The sequence below is a fragment of the Streptococcus didelphis DSM 15616 genome (assembly GCF_000380005.1).
Classification (GTDB): Bacteria; Bacillota; Bacilli; order Lactobacillales; family Streptococcaceae; genus Streptococcus; species Streptococcus didelphis.
This window is the reverse complement of sequence record NZ_KB904188.1, coordinates 76,911-97,821: the sequence shown is the minus strand read 5'-3', so window position 1 is coordinate 97,821 and position 20,911 is coordinate 76,911. Positions and strand designations below refer to the sequence as shown.

Annotated in this window: 20 protein-coding genes and 2 pseudogenes; 5 read left to right on the top strand and 17 right to left on the bottom strand. The window is 36.5% G+C overall.

Going from position 1 to position 20,911, the window contains the following annotated elements:
• Positions 1-51: 51 nt before the first annotated feature.
• Positions 52-984, bottom strand: a complete 933-nt coding sequence (locus A3GU_RS0100585) for a metal ABC transporter substrate-binding protein (RefSeq protein WP_018365589.1) — start codon at positions 982-984, stop codon at positions 52-54.
• 158 nt (positions 985-1,142) lie between these two features.
• Between A3GU_RS0100585 and A3GU_RS0100580 the strand changes: the two genes are divergently transcribed.
• A complete protein-coding gene (locus tag A3GU_RS0100580; protein WP_018365588.1) occupies positions 1,143-1,790 on the top strand; it encodes a metal-dependent transcriptional regulator in 648 nt (215 codons plus the stop codon).
• A gap of 27 nt (positions 1,791-1,817) precedes the next feature.
• Here the strand turns inward: A3GU_RS0100580 and A3GU_RS0100575 are convergent, their stop codons facing one another.
• The 9 genes and pseudogenes from A3GU_RS0100575 to A3GU_RS10145 all read right to left on the bottom strand — a co-directional run.
• The gene (locus tag A3GU_RS0100575; RefSeq protein WP_018365587.1) at positions 1,818-2,507 is read right to left on the bottom strand and encodes a 5'-methylthioadenosine/adenosylhomocysteine nucleosidase; all 690 of its coding nucleotides are present in this window, start codon (positions 2,505-2,507) and stop codon (positions 1,818-1,820) included.
• Positions 2,508-2,524: 17 nt separating this feature from the next.
• Positions 2,525-2,776: a cell wall synthase accessory phosphoprotein MacP gene (gene macP, locus A3GU_RS0100570; RefSeq protein ID WP_018365586.1), complete on the bottom strand. Its 252-nt coding sequence runs from the start codon at positions 2,774-2,776 to the stop codon at positions 2,525-2,527.
• Positions 2,777-3,331, bottom strand: a complete 555-nt coding sequence (locus tag A3GU_RS0100565) for an NUDIX hydrolase (RefSeq protein ID WP_018365585.1) — start codon at positions 3,329-3,331, stop codon at positions 2,777-2,779.
• A 29-nt stretch (positions 3,332-3,360) separates the two neighbouring features.
• Positions 3,361-4,740: a bifunctional UDP-N-acetylglucosamine diphosphorylase/glucosamine-1-phosphate N-acetyltransferase GlmU gene (gene glmU, locus A3GU_RS0100560; protein WP_018365584.1), complete on the bottom strand. Its 1,380-nt coding sequence runs from the start codon at positions 4,738-4,740 to the stop codon at positions 3,361-3,363.
• Between the two features lie 95 nt (positions 4,741-4,835).
• Entirely contained in the window at positions 4,836-5,801 is a 966-nt protein-coding gene (locus A3GU_RS0100555; protein WP_018365583.1) for a Gfo/Idh/MocA family protein, read from the bottom strand.
• Between the two features lie 108 nt (positions 5,802-5,909).
• Positions 5,910-6,032 carry a hypothetical protein gene (locus A3GU_RS10570; RefSeq protein ID WP_281167207.1) on the bottom strand — a complete coding sequence of 41 codons (123 nt, stop codon included), beginning with the start codon at positions 6,030-6,032 and terminating at the stop codon, positions 5,910-5,912.
• Positions 6,033-6,078: 46 nt separating this feature from the next.
• Positions 6,079-6,777 carry a 3-oxoacyl-ACP reductase gene (locus A3GU_RS0100545; RefSeq protein ID WP_018365581.1) on the bottom strand — a complete coding sequence of 233 codons (699 nt, stop codon included), beginning with the start codon at positions 6,775-6,777 and terminating at the stop codon, positions 6,079-6,081.
• The gene (locus A3GU_RS0100540; RefSeq protein WP_018365580.1) at positions 6,770-7,000 is read right to left on the bottom strand and encodes a DUF2829 domain-containing protein; all 231 of its coding nucleotides are present in this window, start codon (positions 6,998-7,000) and stop codon (positions 6,770-6,772) included. Before A3GU_RS0100540 ends, A3GU_RS0100545 begins: the two co-directional genes overlap by 8 nt.
• A gap of 90 nt (positions 7,001-7,090) precedes the next feature.
• A pseudogene (locus A3GU_RS10145) lies at positions 7,091-7,520 on the bottom strand (site-specific integrase); the annotation flags it as partial.
• A gap of 163 nt (positions 7,521-7,683) precedes the next feature.
• Between A3GU_RS10145 and A3GU_RS10565 the strand changes: the two are divergent.
• From A3GU_RS10565 to A3GU_RS09875, 3 genes and pseudogenes are all read left to right on the top strand, one after another.
• Positions 7,684-7,914, top strand: a complete 231-nt coding sequence (locus A3GU_RS10565) for an Abi family protein (protein ID WP_026216401.1) — start codon at positions 7,684-7,686, stop codon at positions 7,912-7,914.
• An 82-nt stretch (positions 7,915-7,996) separates the two neighbouring features.
• Positions 7,997-8,278 (top strand): annotated as a pseudogene (locus A3GU_RS10560) (Abi family protein); the annotation flags it as partial.
• A 118-nt stretch (positions 8,279-8,396) separates the two neighbouring features.
• The gene (locus tag A3GU_RS09875) at positions 8,397-8,612 is read left to right on the top strand and encodes a hypothetical protein (protein WP_018365578.1); all 216 of its coding nucleotides are present in this window, start codon (positions 8,397-8,399) and stop codon (positions 8,610-8,612) included.
• 31 nt (positions 8,613-8,643) lie between these two features.
• On the opposite strand, the gene brnQ is transcribed toward A3GU_RS09875, so the two are convergent.
• From brnQ to A3GU_RS0100485, 7 genes are all read right to left on the bottom strand, one after another.
• A complete protein-coding gene (brnQ, locus tag A3GU_RS0100515; protein ID WP_018365577.1) occupies positions 8,644-9,987 on the bottom strand; it encodes a branched-chain amino acid transport system II carrier protein in 1,344 nt (447 codons plus the stop codon).
• 232 nt (positions 9,988-10,219) lie between these two features.
• Entirely contained in the window at positions 10,220-11,875 is a 1,656-nt protein-coding gene (locus A3GU_RS0100510) for a phosphatidylglycerol lysyltransferase domain-containing protein (RefSeq protein WP_018365576.1), read from the bottom strand.
• A 124-nt stretch (positions 11,876-11,999) separates the two neighbouring features.
• On the bottom strand, positions 12,000-14,003 hold the full coding sequence (gene metG / locus A3GU_RS0100505; protein WP_018365575.1) for a methionine--tRNA ligase: 2,004 nt from the start codon (positions 14,001-14,003) through the stop codon (positions 12,000-12,002).
• A 144-nt stretch (positions 14,004-14,147) separates the two neighbouring features.
• Positions 14,148-14,789, bottom strand: a complete 642-nt coding sequence (locus A3GU_RS0100500; RefSeq protein WP_083906194.1) for a YoaK family protein — start codon at positions 14,787-14,789, stop codon at positions 14,148-14,150.
• 312 nt (positions 14,790-15,101) lie between these two features.
• Positions 15,102-16,757, bottom strand: a complete 1,656-nt coding sequence (locus A3GU_RS0100495) for a hypothetical protein (protein WP_018365573.1) — start codon at positions 16,755-16,757, stop codon at positions 15,102-15,104.
• A gap of 147 nt (positions 16,758-16,904) precedes the next feature.
• Positions 16,905-18,086, bottom strand: coding sequence for an L-lactate oxidase (gene lctO, locus A3GU_RS0100490; RefSeq protein ID WP_018365572.1), 1,182 nt, complete (start codon positions 18,084-18,086; stop codon positions 16,905-16,907).
• A gap of 129 nt (positions 18,087-18,215) precedes the next feature.
• Complete coding sequence (locus tag A3GU_RS0100485) at positions 18,216-19,730, bottom strand: L-lactate permease (RefSeq protein ID WP_018365571.1); 1,515 nt, start codon at positions 19,728-19,730, stop codon at positions 18,216-18,218.
• A gap of 353 nt (positions 19,731-20,083) precedes the next feature.
• Between A3GU_RS0100485 and A3GU_RS0100480 the strand changes: the two genes are divergently transcribed.
• Complete coding sequence (locus A3GU_RS0100480; RefSeq protein ID WP_018365570.1) at positions 20,084-20,911, top strand: exodeoxyribonuclease III; 828 nt, start codon at positions 20,084-20,086, stop codon at positions 20,909-20,911.

Sequence of the window (20,911 nt, the reverse complement as noted above, 5' to 3'; positions counted from 1 at the left end):
ACAATAAAATAAAGCACAGAGTCACGAGCAGACTTGTGCTTGTATTTTATATTATTTTGCTAAGCCTTCTGAAATTTTATCTAAATTCCATTTCATCATTGCATAGTAGCTGTCGCCATCTTTGCCTTTTTTAGCAATTGAATCTGTAAAGATCTCTGAGTAGATTGGGATACCACTATCTTTTGATACAGATTTCATTGGACGACTGTCAACACTTGATTCAACAAACAAAGCTGATGGTTTTTTAGCCTTTAATTTTTCAATTAATGTTGAGATTTGATCAGGTGTTCCTTCTTCTTCTGTGTTAATTTCCCAAATATAAGCAGATGGTACATTGTAAGCTTTTGAGAAATATTTGAAGCAGCCTTCACTTGTTACAATAACTTTTTTCTTGTCTGGAATTTTATCAAATTTTGACTTAGCTTCTTTATCAAGTTTTTCAAGTTTAGCAACATATGCATCTAGATTTTTTTGGTAAAAATCTTTATTTTTAGCATCTTTTGCAATTAATTGTTTTGCGATATTTTTAGAATAAATAATACCATTTTCAAGATTTAACCAAGCATGTGGGTCTTCTTTGCCCTTTTCATTTTGTCCTTCAAGGTAGATAACATCTACTCCATCACTGACTGCAAAGTAATCTTTATTTTTTTTCTTTTCAGCATTTTTAACAAGCTTTGTGAACCATGCTTGACCACCATCTTCTAGATTAATACCATTGTATAAAATCAAGTCTGCAGAGCTTGTTTTATCAACGTCTTCTGGAAGTGGTTCATATTCATGGGGATCTTGACCGATAGGAACAATACTGTGCAAGTTGATTTTATCCCCTGCAATATTTTTAGTCATATCCGCGATAATTGAGTTGGTAGCAACAACATTGAGTTTGTCATTTTTAGCATTTTTTGTACCACCATTTGAACAAGCCGTCACTAGTATAACAGCTAAAAAAGCAGACAAAATAAGACTTATTTTTTTCTTCATTTATTTCTCCTTAACGCCCTTATTTTAAAAAATTAAGCATAATTAATTATACTATTAAGATACATTATCAACTAATTTTTGTCAAGATACTTTTAATAAGATTTTTTCTAAAAATTCTGTTATAATAATGATTATTAATAAGAGAAAGGCATCCAGCTATGTCGCCTAACAAGGAAGATTATTTAAAAAGTATTTATGAACTCGGAGAGCAAGAAAGTAAAATCTCAAATAAAATGATTGCAGAAAATATGCAAGTCTCAGCTCCTGCAGTTTCTGAAATGATTAAAAAAATGATTCAACAAGATTGGATTATCAAGGATAAGGAGAAAGGTTACTTTTTAACCGCAAAAGGCAAAGAACTAGTCGCAAATCTCTATCGCAAGCATCGTTTAATTGAAGTGTTTTTAATCAATCAATTAGGCTATAACTCTCAAGAAGTTCATCAAGAAGCTGAAATCCTAGAACACACGGTTTCAGATACCTTTATTGATCGCCTTGATGAGAATCTTGGTTTTCCTGAGTTTTGTCCCCATGGTGGTACTATTCCAAGAAAAGATCAAGCTCTTAATGAAGTCAACCGTACTAGACTTAACCAGATTAGTCAGCTAGGAAGCTATAAACTCAGTCGTATCCACGACCAATTTGATTTACTCCAGTATCTAGAAGGACACCAGTTAGCTGTTAATACTCCATTTGAACTAGAGCAAATCGATACTTATGCGAGAACCTATACTATTTCTTACAAAGGAAAAACCCTTAGCGTTCCTGAAAACATTGCTAAACAACTCTATGTTTCAAAACAATAAAAAACATCGGAAAAATCTGATGTTTTTTTATAATATCTCAAGAAAATGTAAGAGGGTCTGAGCAGATTGCCTACCTGCTTCTATAATAAATTGATCAAAGGTAATGTTAGCATCATGGGCAGCTGTATCACTCATAGCTCTAACGACAATAAAAGGTTTACCTGTAGCATAAGCTGCCTGAGCAATAGCAGCACCTTCCATCTCAACAGCTAGGACCTCTGGAAAATGGCCTTTAATCTCTGCTATCTTATCACTTCCAGCAATAAAACTATCACCAGTTGCTATTAAACCAAGCTTGCTCTTGCGTTTTTCTTTTCTTAACACTTCTTCAAACTTATCAACAAAGTGTCTATCAGCTTCAAAATAGAGAGGTTGCATAGACATCTGCCCATAATCATAGCCAAAGGCTCTTAAATCAACATCATGGTAAACCAACTTATCAGCAACAACGATATCCCCAATCTGCAAATCACTAGCAACTGCACCTGCTGATCCTGTATTGATTAAAGCATCTACCTTAAACAATTCCACTAAAACAGAAACTGTCATAGCTGACATAACCTTACCGACACCTGACTCTACCAAGACCAAATCATGACCTGCATATTGTCCACTATAGTAGTCTTTAGATAAAAGCTTAGTCACATCTTTATTCTCTAAGTTTTCAACTAACAAGCTAAGTTCCTGCTCCATGGCAGCAATTATTCCTATTTTCATGTGACCTCTATTTCTTTTTATAGTTTAAAAATAGCATAAATTAATAAGGCTATTAAAATAACAAGAGCTATCAGAAGAAGATTGAGTTTTGACTGAAATTGATGACGTTTTGCGTTTTCAATCCGTCGACTCTTATAAATCCTTTCCTCATCCTTATCTTCAGAAAAATGAATGATTTTTGTATCTGAGTCAAGATAAAAATCATCTTCAATCTCTTCGCCATTCTGGGCTTTTTCAATGATATCGTCAGTTAGTAATGATTTCCCCATTTACAAATCACCTCCAAACTTTTGAGCATAGTATTGAATAGCAATAATTGTCTTAGCATCCACAATTTTCCCCTGGGCTATATAATCTAAGCACTCTTGATAGCTTAATTCTAACAACTCAATAAGCTCATCTTCATCTTGGGGTCTTGGATTGCTAACCTTCTTTATATTTTCTGCTAGGTAGAGGCTTATTTTTTCATTACAAAAACCAAGAGCTGTATAGAAGTCATAAAGGTGCTTTAAATCACCTGCATAGGCTGTTTCTTCCTCTAGCTCACGAGCAGCTGCTTCTAGCTCAAAACCCTTCTCGCCCTTTTCCAGTTTTCCAGCAGGAATTTCATAAGAAACGGCTTCGATAGCTTTACGGTACTGCTTAACTATAAGGAGTTTCTTTTCGGGGGTCACTGCTAAAACAGCTACCGCCCCATTATGAAGAACAATCTCGCGTTTTGCTTTTCCCAAATCATTTGGAAGTTGAACGTCATCAACAACAAGATCTATAATAGCTCCTTTATAAATGTCTTGCCTTTTTAAGGTTTTTTCTTCAAAGTCCATTATAATTTCTCCTTATCCCCAATTGCCTATTATTTATTGTTAGGATGATGAGGGAATTTTTTTGCATAGCCTTCTTTAGTCACTTGTCGACTTCGTCCAATAGCAATGCTGTCACTGGCAACATTTTTAGAAATAGTCGAGCCAGCAGCTGTCAATGCATTGTCACCAATCTCAAGCGGAGCAATTAAGGTCGAATTGCTACCAATAAAGACATTGTCACCAACTACGGTTTTGTATTTATTTTGACCATCATAGTTAACTGTGATAGTTCCTGCACCAAAATTAACTGCTGAGCCCACTTGACTATTGCCAATATAAGTGAGGTGCCCAGCTTTAGTATTTTTACCAATTAGGGAATCCTTAACTTCCACAAAGTTACCAATATGAACACCCTCACCAATTTGAGAACCTGGTCTGATATGAGCAAAAGGGCCCACCGTTACCTTATCTGAAATAGTGGATTCTTCAATAGTTGATTGTTTAATGACTACTGATTGTCCAACTTCTGTATCTTCTAGATAAGTGCCATTGGTTAAGACTGTGCCTGAACCTATTTTCGTTTTACCCTTCAAGGTAACATTAGCTTCAATCAAAACATCTGCTTCGATAACAACTTCACTATCAATATAAGTAGCATCAGGATTTTGCAAGGTAACGCCATTTTCCATATGAGCCTGGTTGATGCGTTGTCTCATGACAGATTCTGCCTTTGCTAGGGCAATCCGGTCATTAACCCCTAAACTTTCATTAAAATCTTTTAAAAGATAGGCTCCCACTTTTTCCTTATTTTCTCTAAAAATAGAAATAAGATCTGTTAGATAGTATTCGCCTTGAGCATTGTTAGTGGTTATCTTTTTCAAGGCTTCAAAGAGACGTTTATTATCAAAGATATAGGTTCCAGTATTAATCTCTTTGACTTCTTGTTCAAAGGCACTAGCATCTTTTTCTTCAACAATTTTAAGAACTTCTCCATCATTATTACGAATGATTCGTCCATAACCAAAGGGATTATCTGCTTTAGCAGTTAAAATAGTAGCTACATTTTTATGATTAACATGAAAATCAATCAGGCTTTTTAAGCTCTCACCCCTAATTAAGGGAGTGTCCCCAGCAATTACTAGGGTATTACCCTCTAAGCCAGCAAGCTTTTCTTCTGCCATCATAACAGCATGCCCTGTCCCCAGCTGCTGTGTTTGTAGGACAAATTCAGAGTGATCACCTACTACTTCTTTTACCATCTCTGCCTTATGACCAATAACAGTGACATTTTTTGTAGTATGAATAGCTGCAAGGCTTCTAAAAACGTGCTCCAACATGCTTAAGCCAGAAACCCTATGCAGAACTTTTGGAAGATCTGATTTCATGCGGGTTCCTTTTCCCGCAGCTAATAGGATTGCATAATTTGTCATAATATTTCCTTTTTTCCTTTAAGTATCACCTCATTATAGCATACTAGCAGGGCTTTTGCAGAAAAAAATAGACTGGCTAAGCTAATCTATAAGCTTTATAAGAGACTTTGACTTGCCTTTTCAAGCACCTCCATTACAGCCAAACTATGGTTTAGGGCCTCAGAAGCACGCGCTGAGTCTTTGGTCTCAATAATCTCTTTAAAGACCTTAAATTCAGCAGTCATCCTGTGGTCTTCCTTGTTTTCCTGAATTCTTTTTTCATCCTGACCATTTAAGGCTACTGAAAGTTCTGGCATGGCATTGGTTGCCCCCAAGATACTAATAGAACCTTTATTTCCCTGAATGGTAGACTTAATAGCTGCACTACAATCTTTAGCACCAATACATGCTACTTTAAAGGTCGGATAATCCAGAATCAGAATCCCTGATGTATCCACCTTGTTATCAATATTTGGTAAATATAAAACTGAATCTGGTTTTCCAAAAAGTCCTACCACAATGTGAATATTATAGATATTTAAATCACGTAGGGCTCCCCCACCTTTATTAACATCAAAAGCTGGCGCTATCCGTCCCTGCTTAAAATCATCATAACGTGACGAATATTGGGAATAATTACACTCTACAATCTTGATTTCTCCTAATTGTGCTAGATGTTCCTTAATATAAGTAAAATTCTCCAAGTATTGATTGGTGATAGCCTCTAGTAAAAAGACCTGCTTTTGCTGGGCAATACTAGCTAGCTCTTCTAAGTCAGCCAAGGCCAAGGTAAAAGGCTTTTCACAGATAACATGTTTGCCAGCTAGAAGTGCCTGCTTAGCCATCTGATAATGGAGATGGTTTGGTGTAGCAACGTAAACTGTATCAATCTCTGGGTTAGTTAGCACTTTTTCATATTCATACGAAGCTTCTTCTATTTCAAACTTTTGGGCCAATAGCTGAGCTGTCTCAATACTTCTTTGTGTTGAAACAATGGCCTTTAAGTCAATCCCTTCAATAGCTGATAACACTGGCAAAGCATCCTTAACAATCATTCCTGTTCCTAAAATAGCTAATTTCATTTTTTCTCCTAATTATCTATAGCAAATTCTTTAGCAAAAATAAGTTTTCCCTCAATTCTTTGGTTTCCTTTAAGGGAATGAGCCATAAAATACTGACTTAGAAAAGCTTTAGGTTTGCTTAGTCCGTAGCTGACTGCCTCTTGATAACCAAATTGGGGTAACAAGTCCACGATTTTGATATTCTGGTAGAACTGACAAGGGAGCTAAAACTAGGACTGTCTCATCAGCCACCTGACCTTTTCTGGTCTAATAATCATTTTAGAAGCCCTTTGTCTTTTTATTTTAAGCTCCAACCACCATCCATTGTAATAATGTTTCCCTGCATGGCTCCTGCCTTACCAGAAGCCAAATATAGGGTTAAATCTGCTACTTCTTCTGCACTAATCCAACGCTTTATCGGGGTTTTCTGGCTGACCCAATCTGCCAAGCCACCAGGTTCAAAATCACTGGCTGTCATAGCTGTTTTTACTGCACCTGGTGCAATGCCAAACACTTGAATACCAGCTTCTGCATAATCCAGAGCTAATTGTCGGGTTAAGCCAGCTAGGGCATGTTTGCTGCTTGTATAGGCAGCACCGCCTCCTCCTGCTAGAAAACTAGCAATGGAACACATGTTAATAATAATCCCACTTTTTTGCGCCAGCATTTCTTTAAGATAATAACGAATGACCTTAACATGGGCAAAAAAATTGCTAGCAAAAATTGCTTCAAAATCACTGTCGTCACTGTCTAACAAGGCTTTATAGTTATCTAAAACCCCTGCTGTGTTGCAAAGAATATCCACCTGAGGAAGGAAATTAAAAAGGGGTTGGAGGTCTTTTCTTAAATCCAGCTCTAAAAAGTGAAAATCGCCTAGCAGATCAGGGCTTTTTCTTTTATCCAGCCCATAAACCTGATAGCCTTCTTCCAGAAAAAGACTCGCCTGGGCCCTGCCAATACCAGAAGAAACGCCTGTTATCAGTACTTTTTTAGTCATGGACTTCAATCCAATCTTCTGCTAAAACATCACATGGGGTTGGAGACCACATAGAGAAACCTTCTCCAGAAACATTAATCAGAAAATATGGTGTTACTTCAAGCTTACGACCATCCACTTCAATACTATCAAAGAGTTGAACATAGTTTTCAGCACCGCCCCAACCTCTACGCACATATTTTTGCTTTAACTTTAAACCCGGTAAAATCTCTTCAAATGTCATGGTTTGCTCCTTTAATCTTTATAATAGTTGATATATCTAGGTTTATGATGATTCTAAAATGTAAATTTAAAAATTTGTTCTCCATTTAGTTTACCTAGATGCTATTTTTGTTTTTTTGTAATATGAAACTGCTTTTTCTCTTTGTCTTTTGATAAATGAGAATAGATATCCATAGTCATGGCCAAAGTAGCATGACCGAATCTATATTATAATTCTTTATAGCCTATGCTAGCATTCAACAATAGACTAGCATAGGTAGGCATGTAATCATGGAAAGTAAATCTAGGGCAATCAATTTCCTCAAGCCTTCTATCCAATGCTTCTTGCCTGGTAGCCATATTTTGGTACTCTCTTATCGGAGTTACAAAAACCACTGAAGAAACCTCACTCTCAATCTCAGCAAGTAGTTACTTTTATCTATTTTTATATAAGCGTAACAAATTGACATTTTTTGGTCAATACTTATGACTCTAAAACCAGCTTTACTTTTTGGTATTCCAATCAATTTCAGAGTATTGCTAGCAAAAAATGCAAAATATAGTCAAAAATGATGCAAAAATTGGTTGATAAAAAGTAACCATTATTGGATAATAATGTTAATCAAAATGAACGGTACCCCAACGGGAGCCATAAGTAGAGTTATGTTTATACATAGCCCTATTTTTTATTTATATGGGAGTTATATGAGTAAACCATTTAATTCATTCGAAGAACAAATCGAGATATTAAAATCACGGAACCTAAATTTTATTAACGAAAATGCTGCTAGAGACATATTATCAACCTATAGCTATTATGAAATCATAAACGGCTATAAAGAGGTGGGATTAGAAAGCGATGACTACTTCAAAGAAGGAGCCACTTTTGAACAACTTTATAATTTATTTTTGATGGATAAAAAATTAGGACATTAATATCTATCTCTATAAATGAATTAGAGTCACAATTACGTACAGCGATTTCTTATGTGGTTTCTAAACATTTTCTTCTGATCAAGTATTATATTTGAATAGACGAAATTTTGAGAAAGGAAAGGTGAAATATAATATTTCTCAAAGAACCCAATTACTAAATAAATGTAGAAAAATTATTGAAGGTAATCGCCATCCATACAAACATTACAGAGAAAAACATGGGAACATCCCTTCATGGATTTTAGTGAAAGTTATGACTTTTGGAAACTTAATTACGTTTTATAAATTACAACTTCCTAATATAAAAGATGAAGTTGTTAGTATCATGACCGGTATTCCCATTGAATTAGTAGATAAAAAATGATAATTAGTATATTTTATTTTTATTAGCCCATAGAAACAATACAGCTCATGTTTGTCGTGCATATAATTTTAAAACAGAAAAGTCTAAAATTTCATACTACAGTAAATTTCACGAGAGAATGAGAATCTCTAAAGAGGAATATCATAGAGGTGAGGGACAAAATGATCTTAATACTCTAGCTATGGCCTTATCCTGGTTTAAAATTTATGACTACCCAACCTCCAATCTTACCATTGGAATGTTAAACGCAATTGAAGAATACTTAAAACTATCCCTCTCAGATAAAGAATTTATTATTGAACAGATCGGAGGAGAAATAATTCCTCATGTATAACAAAAGTCACCCCTGAGGGGTGTCTTTTTGATTAAGCTTTTCTTTGAAATTGTTCCAAGTCAAAAGCTTGGCCTTTGACTTTATCTGGTAAGAGTCCTGCAAAGACTAGTCCAATGAGCATTGGTACAAACCACCCCATAGAGATATTATGTAAGGGTAGGACTTGGACCATTTGGTGTATGCTGCTCTTAGGCATTAAGCCTGCTAGAACTTCTAAGATAGAGGCTAGTGTTACCAAGGCTATCGTGATAGAAAGGCCTCTTTTAGATAAAGGCAGAGCTTTATTAATTAAGATAATCAAAACTACAACGATAACAACTGGATAAAGGACTGTTAAAATCGGTACCGAGAAGGTAATAACCGTATTTAATCCTAAATTCGCAATTAAAAAACCAATAATCGTAAAGATCGTTGTAAAGACTTTGTAGCTTGCAAAGGCAAAATGTTTATCAAAAAACTCAGCTACAGAAACAATAAGACCTACTGTTGTTGTAAAACAGGTCAGAATAACCATAGCACTTAGGAAAAAGCGACCAAAGGAACCAAATAGCTGATAAGATGCTTGGGTTAACACATATGCTCCCTTATTGATACTAGGATCTGCTAAAACTGAAGCTGGCACAGGAAACTTATTGCCCAGATAAGCAAGACCAATATATAAAATACTAAAAGCCAGACTTGTCACAATACCAACTACCCAAATAGTAGATAAATATTCTTTTTTGTTACTAAATCCAAAACTTTTCAATGCCTCTGTTGCGACAAGACAAAAAGCAACTGCTGCTAAGGCATCCACAGTATTATAACCTGCTAAAACACCACTTCCAAAAGCACTATTAAGGTATTCAGCACTAGCAGGTGCACTATCAAGTTGGCCAAATTTAGCTAGACCTGTAACAATCAAAAGCAGGATAAGAATGGCAAATACTGGCGTTAATATCTTACCTACACTATTCATGATATTATTTGGTCTAATAGCTAGCAAATAAGCCACCAAGAAGAAGAAAAATGAAAAGATAGCTAAAGCTATTGGGTTATTGCCTACTATAGGACTAAGTCCTACCTCAAAAGAAACACTTGCTGTTCTAGGAATAGCAAATAATGGACCAATGGTTAAATAAAGTATAACCAAAAAACTCAGTGAAAAAATTGGACTAAATTTTGTATCCATTTCCTGCTTAAAACCACCATTGGTTAAGGTTCCTACTAATAGGGTAAGGACAGCTAAGCCTACACCAGACAAACAAAAACCAAAGATTGCAGGCCAAAAGTGGTTCCCTGAAGCTACCCCTAAAGCAGGTGGGAAAATAAGATTCCCTGCTCCAAAAAATACACCAAATATTAACAATCCCGTTAAAAATCCTTTTTTAACCATGAAACTCCTCAATATAATTTTTTTAGTTATGTCTTTTTACAAAAATAAGAAAAAGCAAGCTTTTCCTTAGCCTTGTCCTCATTTTGAAATGACTCTTTCTATTATATCAAAATATTCTGATTATTCTAGTCTTTTCCCAAATTATCTGGTTAGCCAATCAAAAAAGAAGCAAAGGATTACCTTTACTTCCTAATACTTGTCTGAACCTCTAAGAAATTAGTAACCATCATGCCTATTTTTCATTCTTCTTATATGATATTAAAAGGAGGGAAAGTATGACAAAGACAAACTGGGACTGTTTGGCATAGGCTATATAGTAAGGCGTCCATTTATCAGCAAATTTAGCCTTGTAATGCCTTAAACCTTCAAAAGAATAGATTTGCGACCCTAGTTGATAAATCAAATTACCCAATTTCTCATTAAAGAAACTAAAGCGATTACGACCAACATTTGAAAGAGGACTCATTCCTATATTAAAAGTATCATAGCCTTCTTCCTTAGCAAACTCAATAATGTGGATAAACAAAACATCCATGATCCCTTTGGGGGCTTCTTTTAGGTAACGCATCAGGTCTACAGATAGAGAATTTTCTGAATGAGACCTTTTTAAACTGGAAAAGGCTACTATTTGACCAGCTTCCGATATGAGTAAAGCGAGCTGACCCTTTGATAGGTAATAGGGATCAAAGAAGCCCAAAGAATAGCCCATCTCTTTACGCCCGTCTAACCATTGTTCAGAAATCTTGGCTAACTCTACCATTAAAGAATCTGAATAGGGTGGTGAGATAACATGAAAACTGTAACCTGCTTTTTGCGTCTGATTCATGACAGAACGTAGGTTTTGCCTTTTCTTGCCTGATAAGGTAAACGTTTCTGGTTTAACCAAGCCTTCTTCCCCTAATTTTATAAAATCATAACCATAATCATGAACTGGCATGACCTGCTTTTCTGAAATTTCATAGAAAACGGGATGGAAATTATAGAGATCTGCCTCTGTCATAAAATGGTTTAGGGCCTTTTCAAAATAGGCATCTTCCCCAAATAAATCGCCCATTACAAGTAATTTATCCCTTACCTGGCTAAATTGCAGAGCTACCTTATCCTGGTTGTCTTGCTGATAATACCAGAGCCTTTTATCCTGTAAAAATGCTAGCCCTGTATAGTGATGGTCTCCTTTTCCCAATAGCGCCTCAAGTCTTTTTTCTTCAAAAGGAGAACCAATAAGATAGAGTTTTCTTTTTAGAAGATGGAGAAATAAAAATAAACTAATGATAATCGCCAATAAGGTTAGAAGCCCCATCAACCACCAGTGCAAGGAAGGGACAGCAAAATGCTTTTCTAAAGCGACAAGTGACCTCTTTTGACTGGTCACCAGATTAGAATAGCCCAAAATGAAATAAGAAGCTATTAAGAACAACCAGATAAAACCATCCATAAAGGCATCTTCATGACTAATAATAAACTGGTTTCTATAGAGATTATCCTTACTTAAAAAGAGCAAACCAGCTAATAAAGCTAGTAAAAGCGTTGGCGCTGTACTTTTGTAAAATACCAAGGTATAAAGGGTAGCTAGCAGCAAGAAAATAAGAGTGGGGTAAAAAGCCTTAGCACTCCTATTTGCAATGGCTCTCCCACACACCAGCAGGGAAAAACCTAAGATAAGACTAGGCACCTGTCTAATAAGGGCAATACTTGCCAAACCATAGAACTTATCCTTAATAATTGGCAGGTTAATAATACTATCATGACTGGTAATCATGAGTATCAAAGTAATCCCAGAAATATAAAAGAGGCAAACCACCACATAAAAGAAGAGGGTCTTTAAAAGATCATTGACCAAACGCTTGTTCTTAAAATGAAACCTACTTGTTTTCTTTGAAGCCAACATTTTATTATCCTTATATGTTTTAATTGTCACAACAGACCTAGTAAAGCAAAGAAACTTTAAAAAAAGCTTAAACAAAAAAGCAGAAATAGTATGTATCCATTAATCTGCTTCTGCTTGATATCAATTAGCCGATGATAGAACCATTTGGCACAGTCGAATCAACTGTCAAAACAGAAAGTTTGTTATCAAACTCTGCTGATAAAATCATCCCCTGACTAACATATTTTTTCATCATTTTGCGGGGTTTTAAATTAGCTACAATTTGTAACTTTTTCCCTACTAATTCTTGCTCATTTGGATAATATTTAGCAATCCCTGACAAGATTTGACGATCCTCTCCATCACCTGCATCCAGACGGAAGCGCAGCAATTTATCTGAACCTTCAACCCTAGAAACTTCCTTAACTTCTGCCACCCTGATCTCAACAGCATCAAAAGTCTCAAATTTTATCTCTTCTTTACTTGATTTTAGCTCAACCTCTTCTGGGATCCACTCTTTTTCTTGGGAAATAGCTGAGCCAGATTCCATTTGCGCTTTGATAAAGGCGATTTCTTCTTCCATATCAAGACGAGGAAAGATTGGTGTCCCTTTAGAGATAACGGTAAGTCCGGAAGCAAGTCCAGCTAAGGATAAATTCTCAAGGTCAAAGGATTGGCCTAAACCAAGTTGGGTCATAATGGCCTGTGAAGTGTCCATCATAAAAGGCTGAATAAGATGAGCTACCACACGCAAGCTGGCTGCTAGATGAGCCATAACAGAGGCTAGTTGAGCTTTATCTTCTTCTGATTTAGCTAAAATCCAAGGTGCTGTTTCATCAATATACTTATTAGCCCGTGAAATAATTGCCCAGACAGCATCAAGGGCGCGTGGGAAATCAACTGCCTCCATATAGCTGTGATAGTTCTTGATATTATCAGCAACACTTACTTCTAAATCGCTATCAAAGGCTGTTACATTTTCAAGATAGCTTGGAATATCACCAGCAAAATACTTGTTAATCATGGCAACTGTACGGTTGAGAAGGTTACCTAAGTCATTAGCCAATTCATAATTAATACGTCCAACATAATCTTCAGGAGTAAAGGTCCCATCTGACCCTACTGGAAGCGAACGCATGAGATAATAGCGTAGTGGATCTAGACCAAAACGTTCTACCAACATTTCTGGATAAACCACATTCCCCTTTGACTTGGACATCTTGCCATCTTTCATGACAAACCAACCGTGGGCAATAAGGCGCTCAGGCATTTTTAAATCTAGCATCATTAACAAGATTGGCCAGTAAATTGAGTGAAAACGCAAAATATCCTTACCAACCATATGAAAGACAGTTCCCCCCCAGAATTTATCAAACTGGCTGCTGTCTTCTTGGCCATAACCAAGTGCTGTTGCATAGTTAAGAAGGGCATCAATCCAGACATAGACAACATGTTTAGGATTAGATGGGACTGACACACCCCAGCTAAAGGTTGTCCTACTTACAGCTAAATCTTCTAGTCCAGGCTCAATAAAGTTTTTTAACATCTCATTCATCCTACCATCTGGCTGAATGAAATCAGGATGTTTTTGGTAAAAGTCTACCAATCTGTCAGCATACTTGCTAAGTCTAAGGAAATAAGATTCTTCTGAAACCCATTCAACCTCGTGTCCTGAAGGCGCAATACCGCCAATAACCTTACCAGACTCATCTCGGAAAACTTCTTCTAGTTGACTTTCTGTAAAGAACTCTTCATCAGATAAGGAATACCAGCCAGAATATTCCCCTAGATAGATATCATCTTGGGCTAGGAGACTCTCAAAAACATCAGCTACTACTTTTTCATGATAGGCATCAGTTGTACGGATAAATTTATCATAAGAGATATCTAATAAAGACCATAATTCTTTAACATCTTTTGCCATCCCATCCACATAAGTTTGCGGGCTAATGCCTGCTTCTTCGGCCTTTGTTTGAATTTTTTGACCATGCTCATCTAGACCAGTTAGGTAGAAAACCTCATGGTTCATCATACGCTTATAGCGAGCCAAAACGTCACAGGCAATGGTAGTGTAAGCAGAGCCGATATGTAATTTACCAGAAGGGTAATAAATAGGAGTCGTTATATAAAATGGAGTTTTTTTAGTCATTTTGTTTCCTTTCAAGGCTAATGAAACCTTATTGCATTTTCTATTTTCTGCACAGAGCTGATCATGGCTTTCTTGCTTAAAAGCCTTTGGCTGCTAGTAATTAATTATATCATATTAGGCTTTGCAAAAAAATAGCTAACTTCCTTAGTCACTGTATTTTTTTGATGATAAAAAAGCCTCTTCTGCTAATAGGTAGTTAAGATAAAGCAGGGGGCAGAGTAGACCAAATAAAGAAGCCTCGCCAAACCTAAAAGTTAGAGCCATTGACATGCCAACCCCCAAAGCAAAGGTAAGGATAATGATAAAGGTGTTTCTAGCAATTAATAGTAGCTCTTTGTTAGCTTCATAGATGCCTTTGGTGAATAAATAAGCAGCATTTTTGATGTTTCCTGTCATCATGACATTGGCATAGTGAGCCCCTCTTAATGATTTAAAGGTCTCCACCTGTAAGGAGGCAAAAAAAGCCAGGGCTGATACAGTAAAAAAGGAACTTATAAAAGGGGTGAACAGAGCTGTTATAAGGGCCGTAAAGGTCAGGATGAGGCTTGAAAACAAATACCAATGAAAGCCCTGCTTGTGAGCCCAGCGATGGAGAAAATAAGCTGCCGCTTGTCCCAACATAAAAACAAAAATTGGTAATAAAAAATTCAAGGCTTCTTTTATGTTATTTTCAGAAAGCTTAATGGCAAAAGACAAGAGATTACCTGTCTGAACGCCAGCAAAGCGTCTTCCTTGAGTTGCATAGGTATAGGAGTTCACATAGCCACTAATAAATGTTAAGGCCATCGCACAGCGTAGACCTTCATAGACCTGGTAATTTTTTCTTTGACTTCTTTTTGACACACACTTTCCTTTTCTAAGCTAACAAAAACACAAATACTAAGAATCAGTATTTGTGTCCTGATATTATTAAGAAGCTGGAGACTAAAAGCAACTCTATTTGTGATAGTGAGCTGTTAGGCACTCCTAGCTTCAAAGATATTTGGACTATTCCCACAAATATATATGAGTATAGCATAGTTTTAGGCTTCCTTCAATAGCTTTAAAAGAGAGTGTAATCTAAAGTAAACTGTCTATTAATCAGCGCTTACAAAATTTTTATTCTCGAGCAGCTCCTGTTACAATATGGAAGTTTTCGAGATAATTGTCATCTTCTAATTGGGCCTTGAAATGGTCACCAACCTTTAAGAAAGGTAATTGATCTGTGGTTTTCTTACTTGCCTTTACCTTATAAACCTTACCATCTGATGAAATATAATAAATTGTGGTTCCAGAAATAATCTGATTGGCTACTTGGTCAACCTGGCCACTAATCCTTTTAACTTTGGTATTTGAAGTAAGTGGTGTAGACAAAGCACTAGTATCTTTGTCTGTAAATTGGGCAATAAGCGTGCTAATGTCATTATTAACTGTTACTTGCTGGTAATCCTCCGCATCAACTAAGGCATATGCCTTCACAAGACTTCCGCTATCTTTTAGGGAAATAAGGTAATAAGCCTTGCCCTTTAATTTAACCAAGGTTGGAGCTGTTGCAGAATAGCCTTTTTCCTGAACTTCACCCTCAGCAGACTTCATGGCTGATTTTTCTGTGGCAGAAGCTAACTTGTAATTGGTAATTTCTCGTGTTCTCATATTTACCAAGATAAAACCAAGGTTGGAGGTATCGGCTGTCGCAGAAGTAATCCCAGTATAAAGGTAAATATCAGAACCAATAGTAATGTAATTATAGTTGTCTGTTGTTTGTTTAACCCCAGTCTGACTAAAGACTGTATTCCAGTAACCCTTTTGGTAAGTGTAGTGATCATTAACTCTTTGAATAACATTTTCAGCTGAATAGACCCTATCAACCCACTTAGGGATATTTTTAAGTTTGTAATACTTAGATTTGCCAGAAACAGCATCTAGCAAGATGGCTCCTGTTGGATCTGGAGAGGATAGACCAAATTTGGGTGCATAGGTCGTAGCTATATAGTAGGGGTTACCTTCATCATCCACTTCAAAAGAGGGGTCTGAAAAAATGGTGAAAGGATGGCTTAGGCGAAGATGCCTCATTGTATCTCTAAAGAGATATTCAGAATCTGAATACTTCATAGGTTTTTGCAATTTTTCGAGCTCTGCTTTACCAGTAGTCTGATTAACCTTAACATAGTAGCCGATACCATCTTTTCTATTAGTTAGCCATTTCCAAAAGCTCTTATATTCCAAGGGAGAAACCCTATAGGGTTGTTTTCCAATAGTAATTTGACGATAATCATCAGAAATACCAAACTGTGAAACCTTATCAATGGTCCCTAGATAAGTATCTCCAATTTTTTCGGCAGATTCCCTATCTAACAAGGCAACAGTGGAAATATTAGTTTCAGGAAAGTCGGTCTTAAAGTTAGCATCTTTTACCTTAATTACCCTAGCATAGGCCTTAGCTCTAAATAATCTGCTATTAAAAACGGATAAAAGAGATAGACCAAGACTGATAGCCACAATAGCTAATAGTAGCCATTTTATTTTTCCAGAGAAGATATTCAGATTAAAAGTAACGTCCTTAACCCTACCTCTAGGTACTTGCTTTGTAAACACAGTTCCAAAACGCTTTACGAGAGAAGCTAGCAAACTATTAATGATTACAATAGCTATTAAAAATATAAAGAAAAACCAAAAACTACTACTGTAGATATTAATTGGCGGCAGGTTAAAAAAATAATATAAAAGGATAAGAACAAGTGACACAATAGCACTTGTAAGCTGGATTTTTTTCATTTAAATTCTCCTTGGAATAATTAAATCTCTCTAAAAACTCTTTTCATTACCTATTATAACATAAACTAAGAGGCTTTGAACTAAACTAAAAAGCCAAGACTTGGGATAAGAATTGGCTTTCCTAGAAGGTATGAAAACTATAGAAAATTAATCTAGCCTTAAGGCATTTTGATCAAATGGAATTGAAGAATCATATGGATTATGGCGTAGTTTGAAGTTTTTGATATCTTGAACTGTTTGGGTTCCTGCAAGCTGCATAACCATTTTGAGTTCATCATTTAATTTTTCAAAGACTTGACGAGTACCAGTGCTTCCACCCATAGCTAGACCATAAATAACGGGGCGACCTAGGGCAACAAGGTCTGCTCCTGATGCAATAGCTTTAAAGATATGTTGACCACGACGAACCCCAGAGTCAAACACAATTGGTACACGTTTATCAACAGCTTCAGCCACTTCTTGTAGCGAATCAAAGGCTGCTGGACCACCATCTAATTGGCGACCACCATGGTTGGTTACCCAAATTCCTGACGCACCAGCATCTAAAGCACGCAAGGTATCTTCTGCACATTGAGGTCCTTTAACATAGACAGGAAGACCTGAATACTGAGCAATATATTCCACATCTTTTGTAGAAAGAGCCTGTTTAGCAGATTTATAAACATAATCCATTGTTTTTCCGGCACCATTTGGTAGGTATTCTTGAACAATTGGCATTCCTACTGGGAAAACAAAACCATTACGCTTATCTACTTCACGATTTCCACCTACTGTCGCATCTACTGTTAGAACAATTGATTTCACACCTTGTTCTTTTAAGCGATCCATGATATGGCGATTAATGCCATCATCTTTACTATAATAAAATTGGAACCACTGTGGTGCCCCATTTAAGGCAGCCGTAATTTCTGGGAGATCTGTTGTTGAGTAAGAGCTAGTCGTGTAAATGGTCCCAAATTCACTTACACCTTTGGCAGAAGCAACTTCCCCTTGTTCATTAGCTAGTTTATGAGCTGCAACAGGTGCCATGATAATTGGTGAACTTAAGGTATCACCAGCAAAAGTAATTTCTGTACTTGGTTTATCAACACCCTTTAAACCGTGGGGAACAATTAATTTATGATTAAATGAACGAATATTTTCATGAAGGGTAAAGGTATCACCAGCACCACTTGCAATATAGCCAAATGCACCTTTAGGAATAACCTGTTGAGCCATCTTTTCTAAATCAAAGACATTGATAAAATCAACACTTCCTTCTGCACTACTTGTTTTGAAGTCCATAACAAAGTCTGTACTTTCTTCCGTCAAAACTGTCTTATATTCCATTCCGAAATCTCCTCTTTTTAATGCAACTTGTTAGCGCTTACAAATTATATATAAATTATATTTGAATGATATTTAAATGTCAAAATATATGCTCATTTTTCTTTTTTTATTTTTACTTACCTTATTAAATTAAATAAAAGCCATAACCTTTCCTAAGATAAAAACAACTAGGCAGGTCAGCAGAATATAGAGAAATGAGTATTTCATCACTTCCTTTAGGATTCTTCCTTCCTGGCCTTCTAGGCCAATAGCTACCGCTGCAACGGCAATACTTTGTGGTGAAATCATTTTCCCTGCCGTAGCTCCAGACATGTTGGCAGCAGCTAACCAATAGGGATCCATCTGTAAATTATCAGCAGCTTTTACCTGTAATTCTCCAAATAAAACATTTGCTGAGGTATCACTACCAGTGATAAAAGTCCCCAGAGAACCAATAATTGGGGCAATAAAAGGATAAAAGCTACCTGTAACTGCAACAAGACTAATAGCAATCGACCCAATCATGCCACTATAGCTCATTACTTTTGATAAGGCTACAATAGAAGCTACTGTGATTATTGTTTTGGTTAATTGTTTGATACTCTTCCCTAAAATCCCAGCAATTTCCCCTATAGACATGCCCTGAATAAGACCAGCCAAGATTGTTGCTAAAATAATCATAGTTCCAGGTGATGTTAACCAATTAATGGTATAAGGTTTAGCAGCCGCTCCAGTGAAGATAGAAATCTTACTTGTAACACTCGCTAAAACCTGATGAATACTTGGAAAAAGTGATGAACTTAGCATGATAAAAATAAAGACTAAAATAAATGGCGCAGCTGCTACAAAGCCTTCTTTGGGACTTAAGTCAGTTTCTCTTTTTGGCTTATCCTTTTCAATGATTTTAGCCCCCAAAATAGTTACCAATATACACAGTAAAGATCCAACAATAGAAGGTAGCTCTGCTCCCAGATAGCGTGAAACGATTATCTGAGGGATGGAAAAAGATAAACCTGAAGCTAAAGTTAAGGCCACAATCCCTTTATTAGAAGAAGATCCCTTACCAGCTAGATTTACAAGTAAAAAAGGAATAGCTACAATCAAAATAAAGAGTTGCAAGGAAACAATTAAAGAAAGCTGCTTCACTTCTAATTGGGTTACCTGTGCCAGGGTTGTTACTGGTAGACCAATAGCCCCAAAAGCTGTAGGTGTTGTATTAGCAATTAAACAAATAAGAGCTGCTCTTAAGGGTTTCATTCCAAGAGCAACTAAGATACTGGCTGGAATAGCTACTGCTGTCCCAAAGCCAGCTATGGCTTCTAAAAAGCCTCCAAATCCCCAAGCTAAAATTAATACCAAGATTCGCATATCAGAAGAAATATTGGTCAAGAGCTCTTTTATCTTATCCATACCTCCTGAAGCAGTTGTTGTGTTGTAGGTAAAAACAGCAGCAACTATAATGTAAATAATAGGCCAAAAACCCATTAATGCCCCTTCTAAAGCAGCTGATAAACTATCAATTACCCTAAAATTAAAGCCAAAGATACTAATAATAATACTTATCACCAAACCTATAAAACAGGCCAAGTCTCCCCGCATTCGTAAAACGGCTAAGGATAAAATCAACCAAGTAATAGGAACAATAGCTAATAATGTCTCATGCATTCTATATCATGACCTCCCTGTCAAAAAAGTGAGTTAGTGATTAAATTCTCAATTTGTTAGCGCTTACAAATTATAATTACATTATAGGTAAATGGCCTTGTAGTGTCAAAGTATATGCTCTAACTTTTTTATATTTTTAATGCAAAAGCACAATATAATAATTATTATCTTTAATTTAAGCAATAAATGAACTCTAGCATTAGCGTCAAAACCAAATAAACCTCATCTTTTATTAGAGAAGCTAGTTAAGCGATAAAGCCTTTTAAAAGCAAAACCCTCTTAGTCGCTTCCCTCTTGTTTTTTTGATAGAATATAGTTTAAGGACAAGACTATCTTTTAGAAAGTGAAGAAAAATGAAACTTATCTCATGGAATATTGATTCCCTTAACGCGGCCCTAACAGGTGAATCCCCTCGTGCTCTCTTATCACGCGCTGTCTTAGATACCCTTGTGGCAGAAGACGCTGATATTATTGCAATTCAAGAAACAAAATTATCAGCCAAGGGGCCTACTAAAAAGCACTTGGAAACACTCTTAACTTATTTCCCAGATTACCTAAATGTTTGGCGCTCATCAGTAGAGCCGGCTCGAAAAGGCTACGCTGGAACCATGTTCCTCTATAAAAAAGACCTAAATCCTATTATTAGCTTTCCAGAAATCGGTGCCCCTACCACTATGGATTCTGAAGGGCGCATGATTACACTCGAATTTGACGATTTTTATGTCACTCAAGTCTATACACCAAATGCTGGTGATGGTCTTAGACGACTAGCAGATCGCCAATTATGGGATGAAAAATATGTAGATTATCTAGCAGAATTAGACAGTAAAAAACCTGTCCTAGCTACTGGAGACTATAATGTCGCCCATAAAGAAATTGACCTGGCCAATCCAAATAGCAACCGGCAATCAGCTGGCTTTACAGATGAAGAACGTGCTGGCTTCACTAACTTACTAGCCAGAGGCTTCACAGACAGCTTCCGTCACCTTCACGCAGATCTACCAAATGTCTACACTTGGTGGGCCCAACGCAGCAAAACAAGTAAAATCAATAACAGTGGCTGGAGAATCGACTATTGGTTAACCTCTAACCGTATTGCCGATAAGATTATAAAATCTGAAATGATTAACTCGGGTGCCCGTCAAGACCACACTCCAATCCTACTAGAAATCGACCTATAA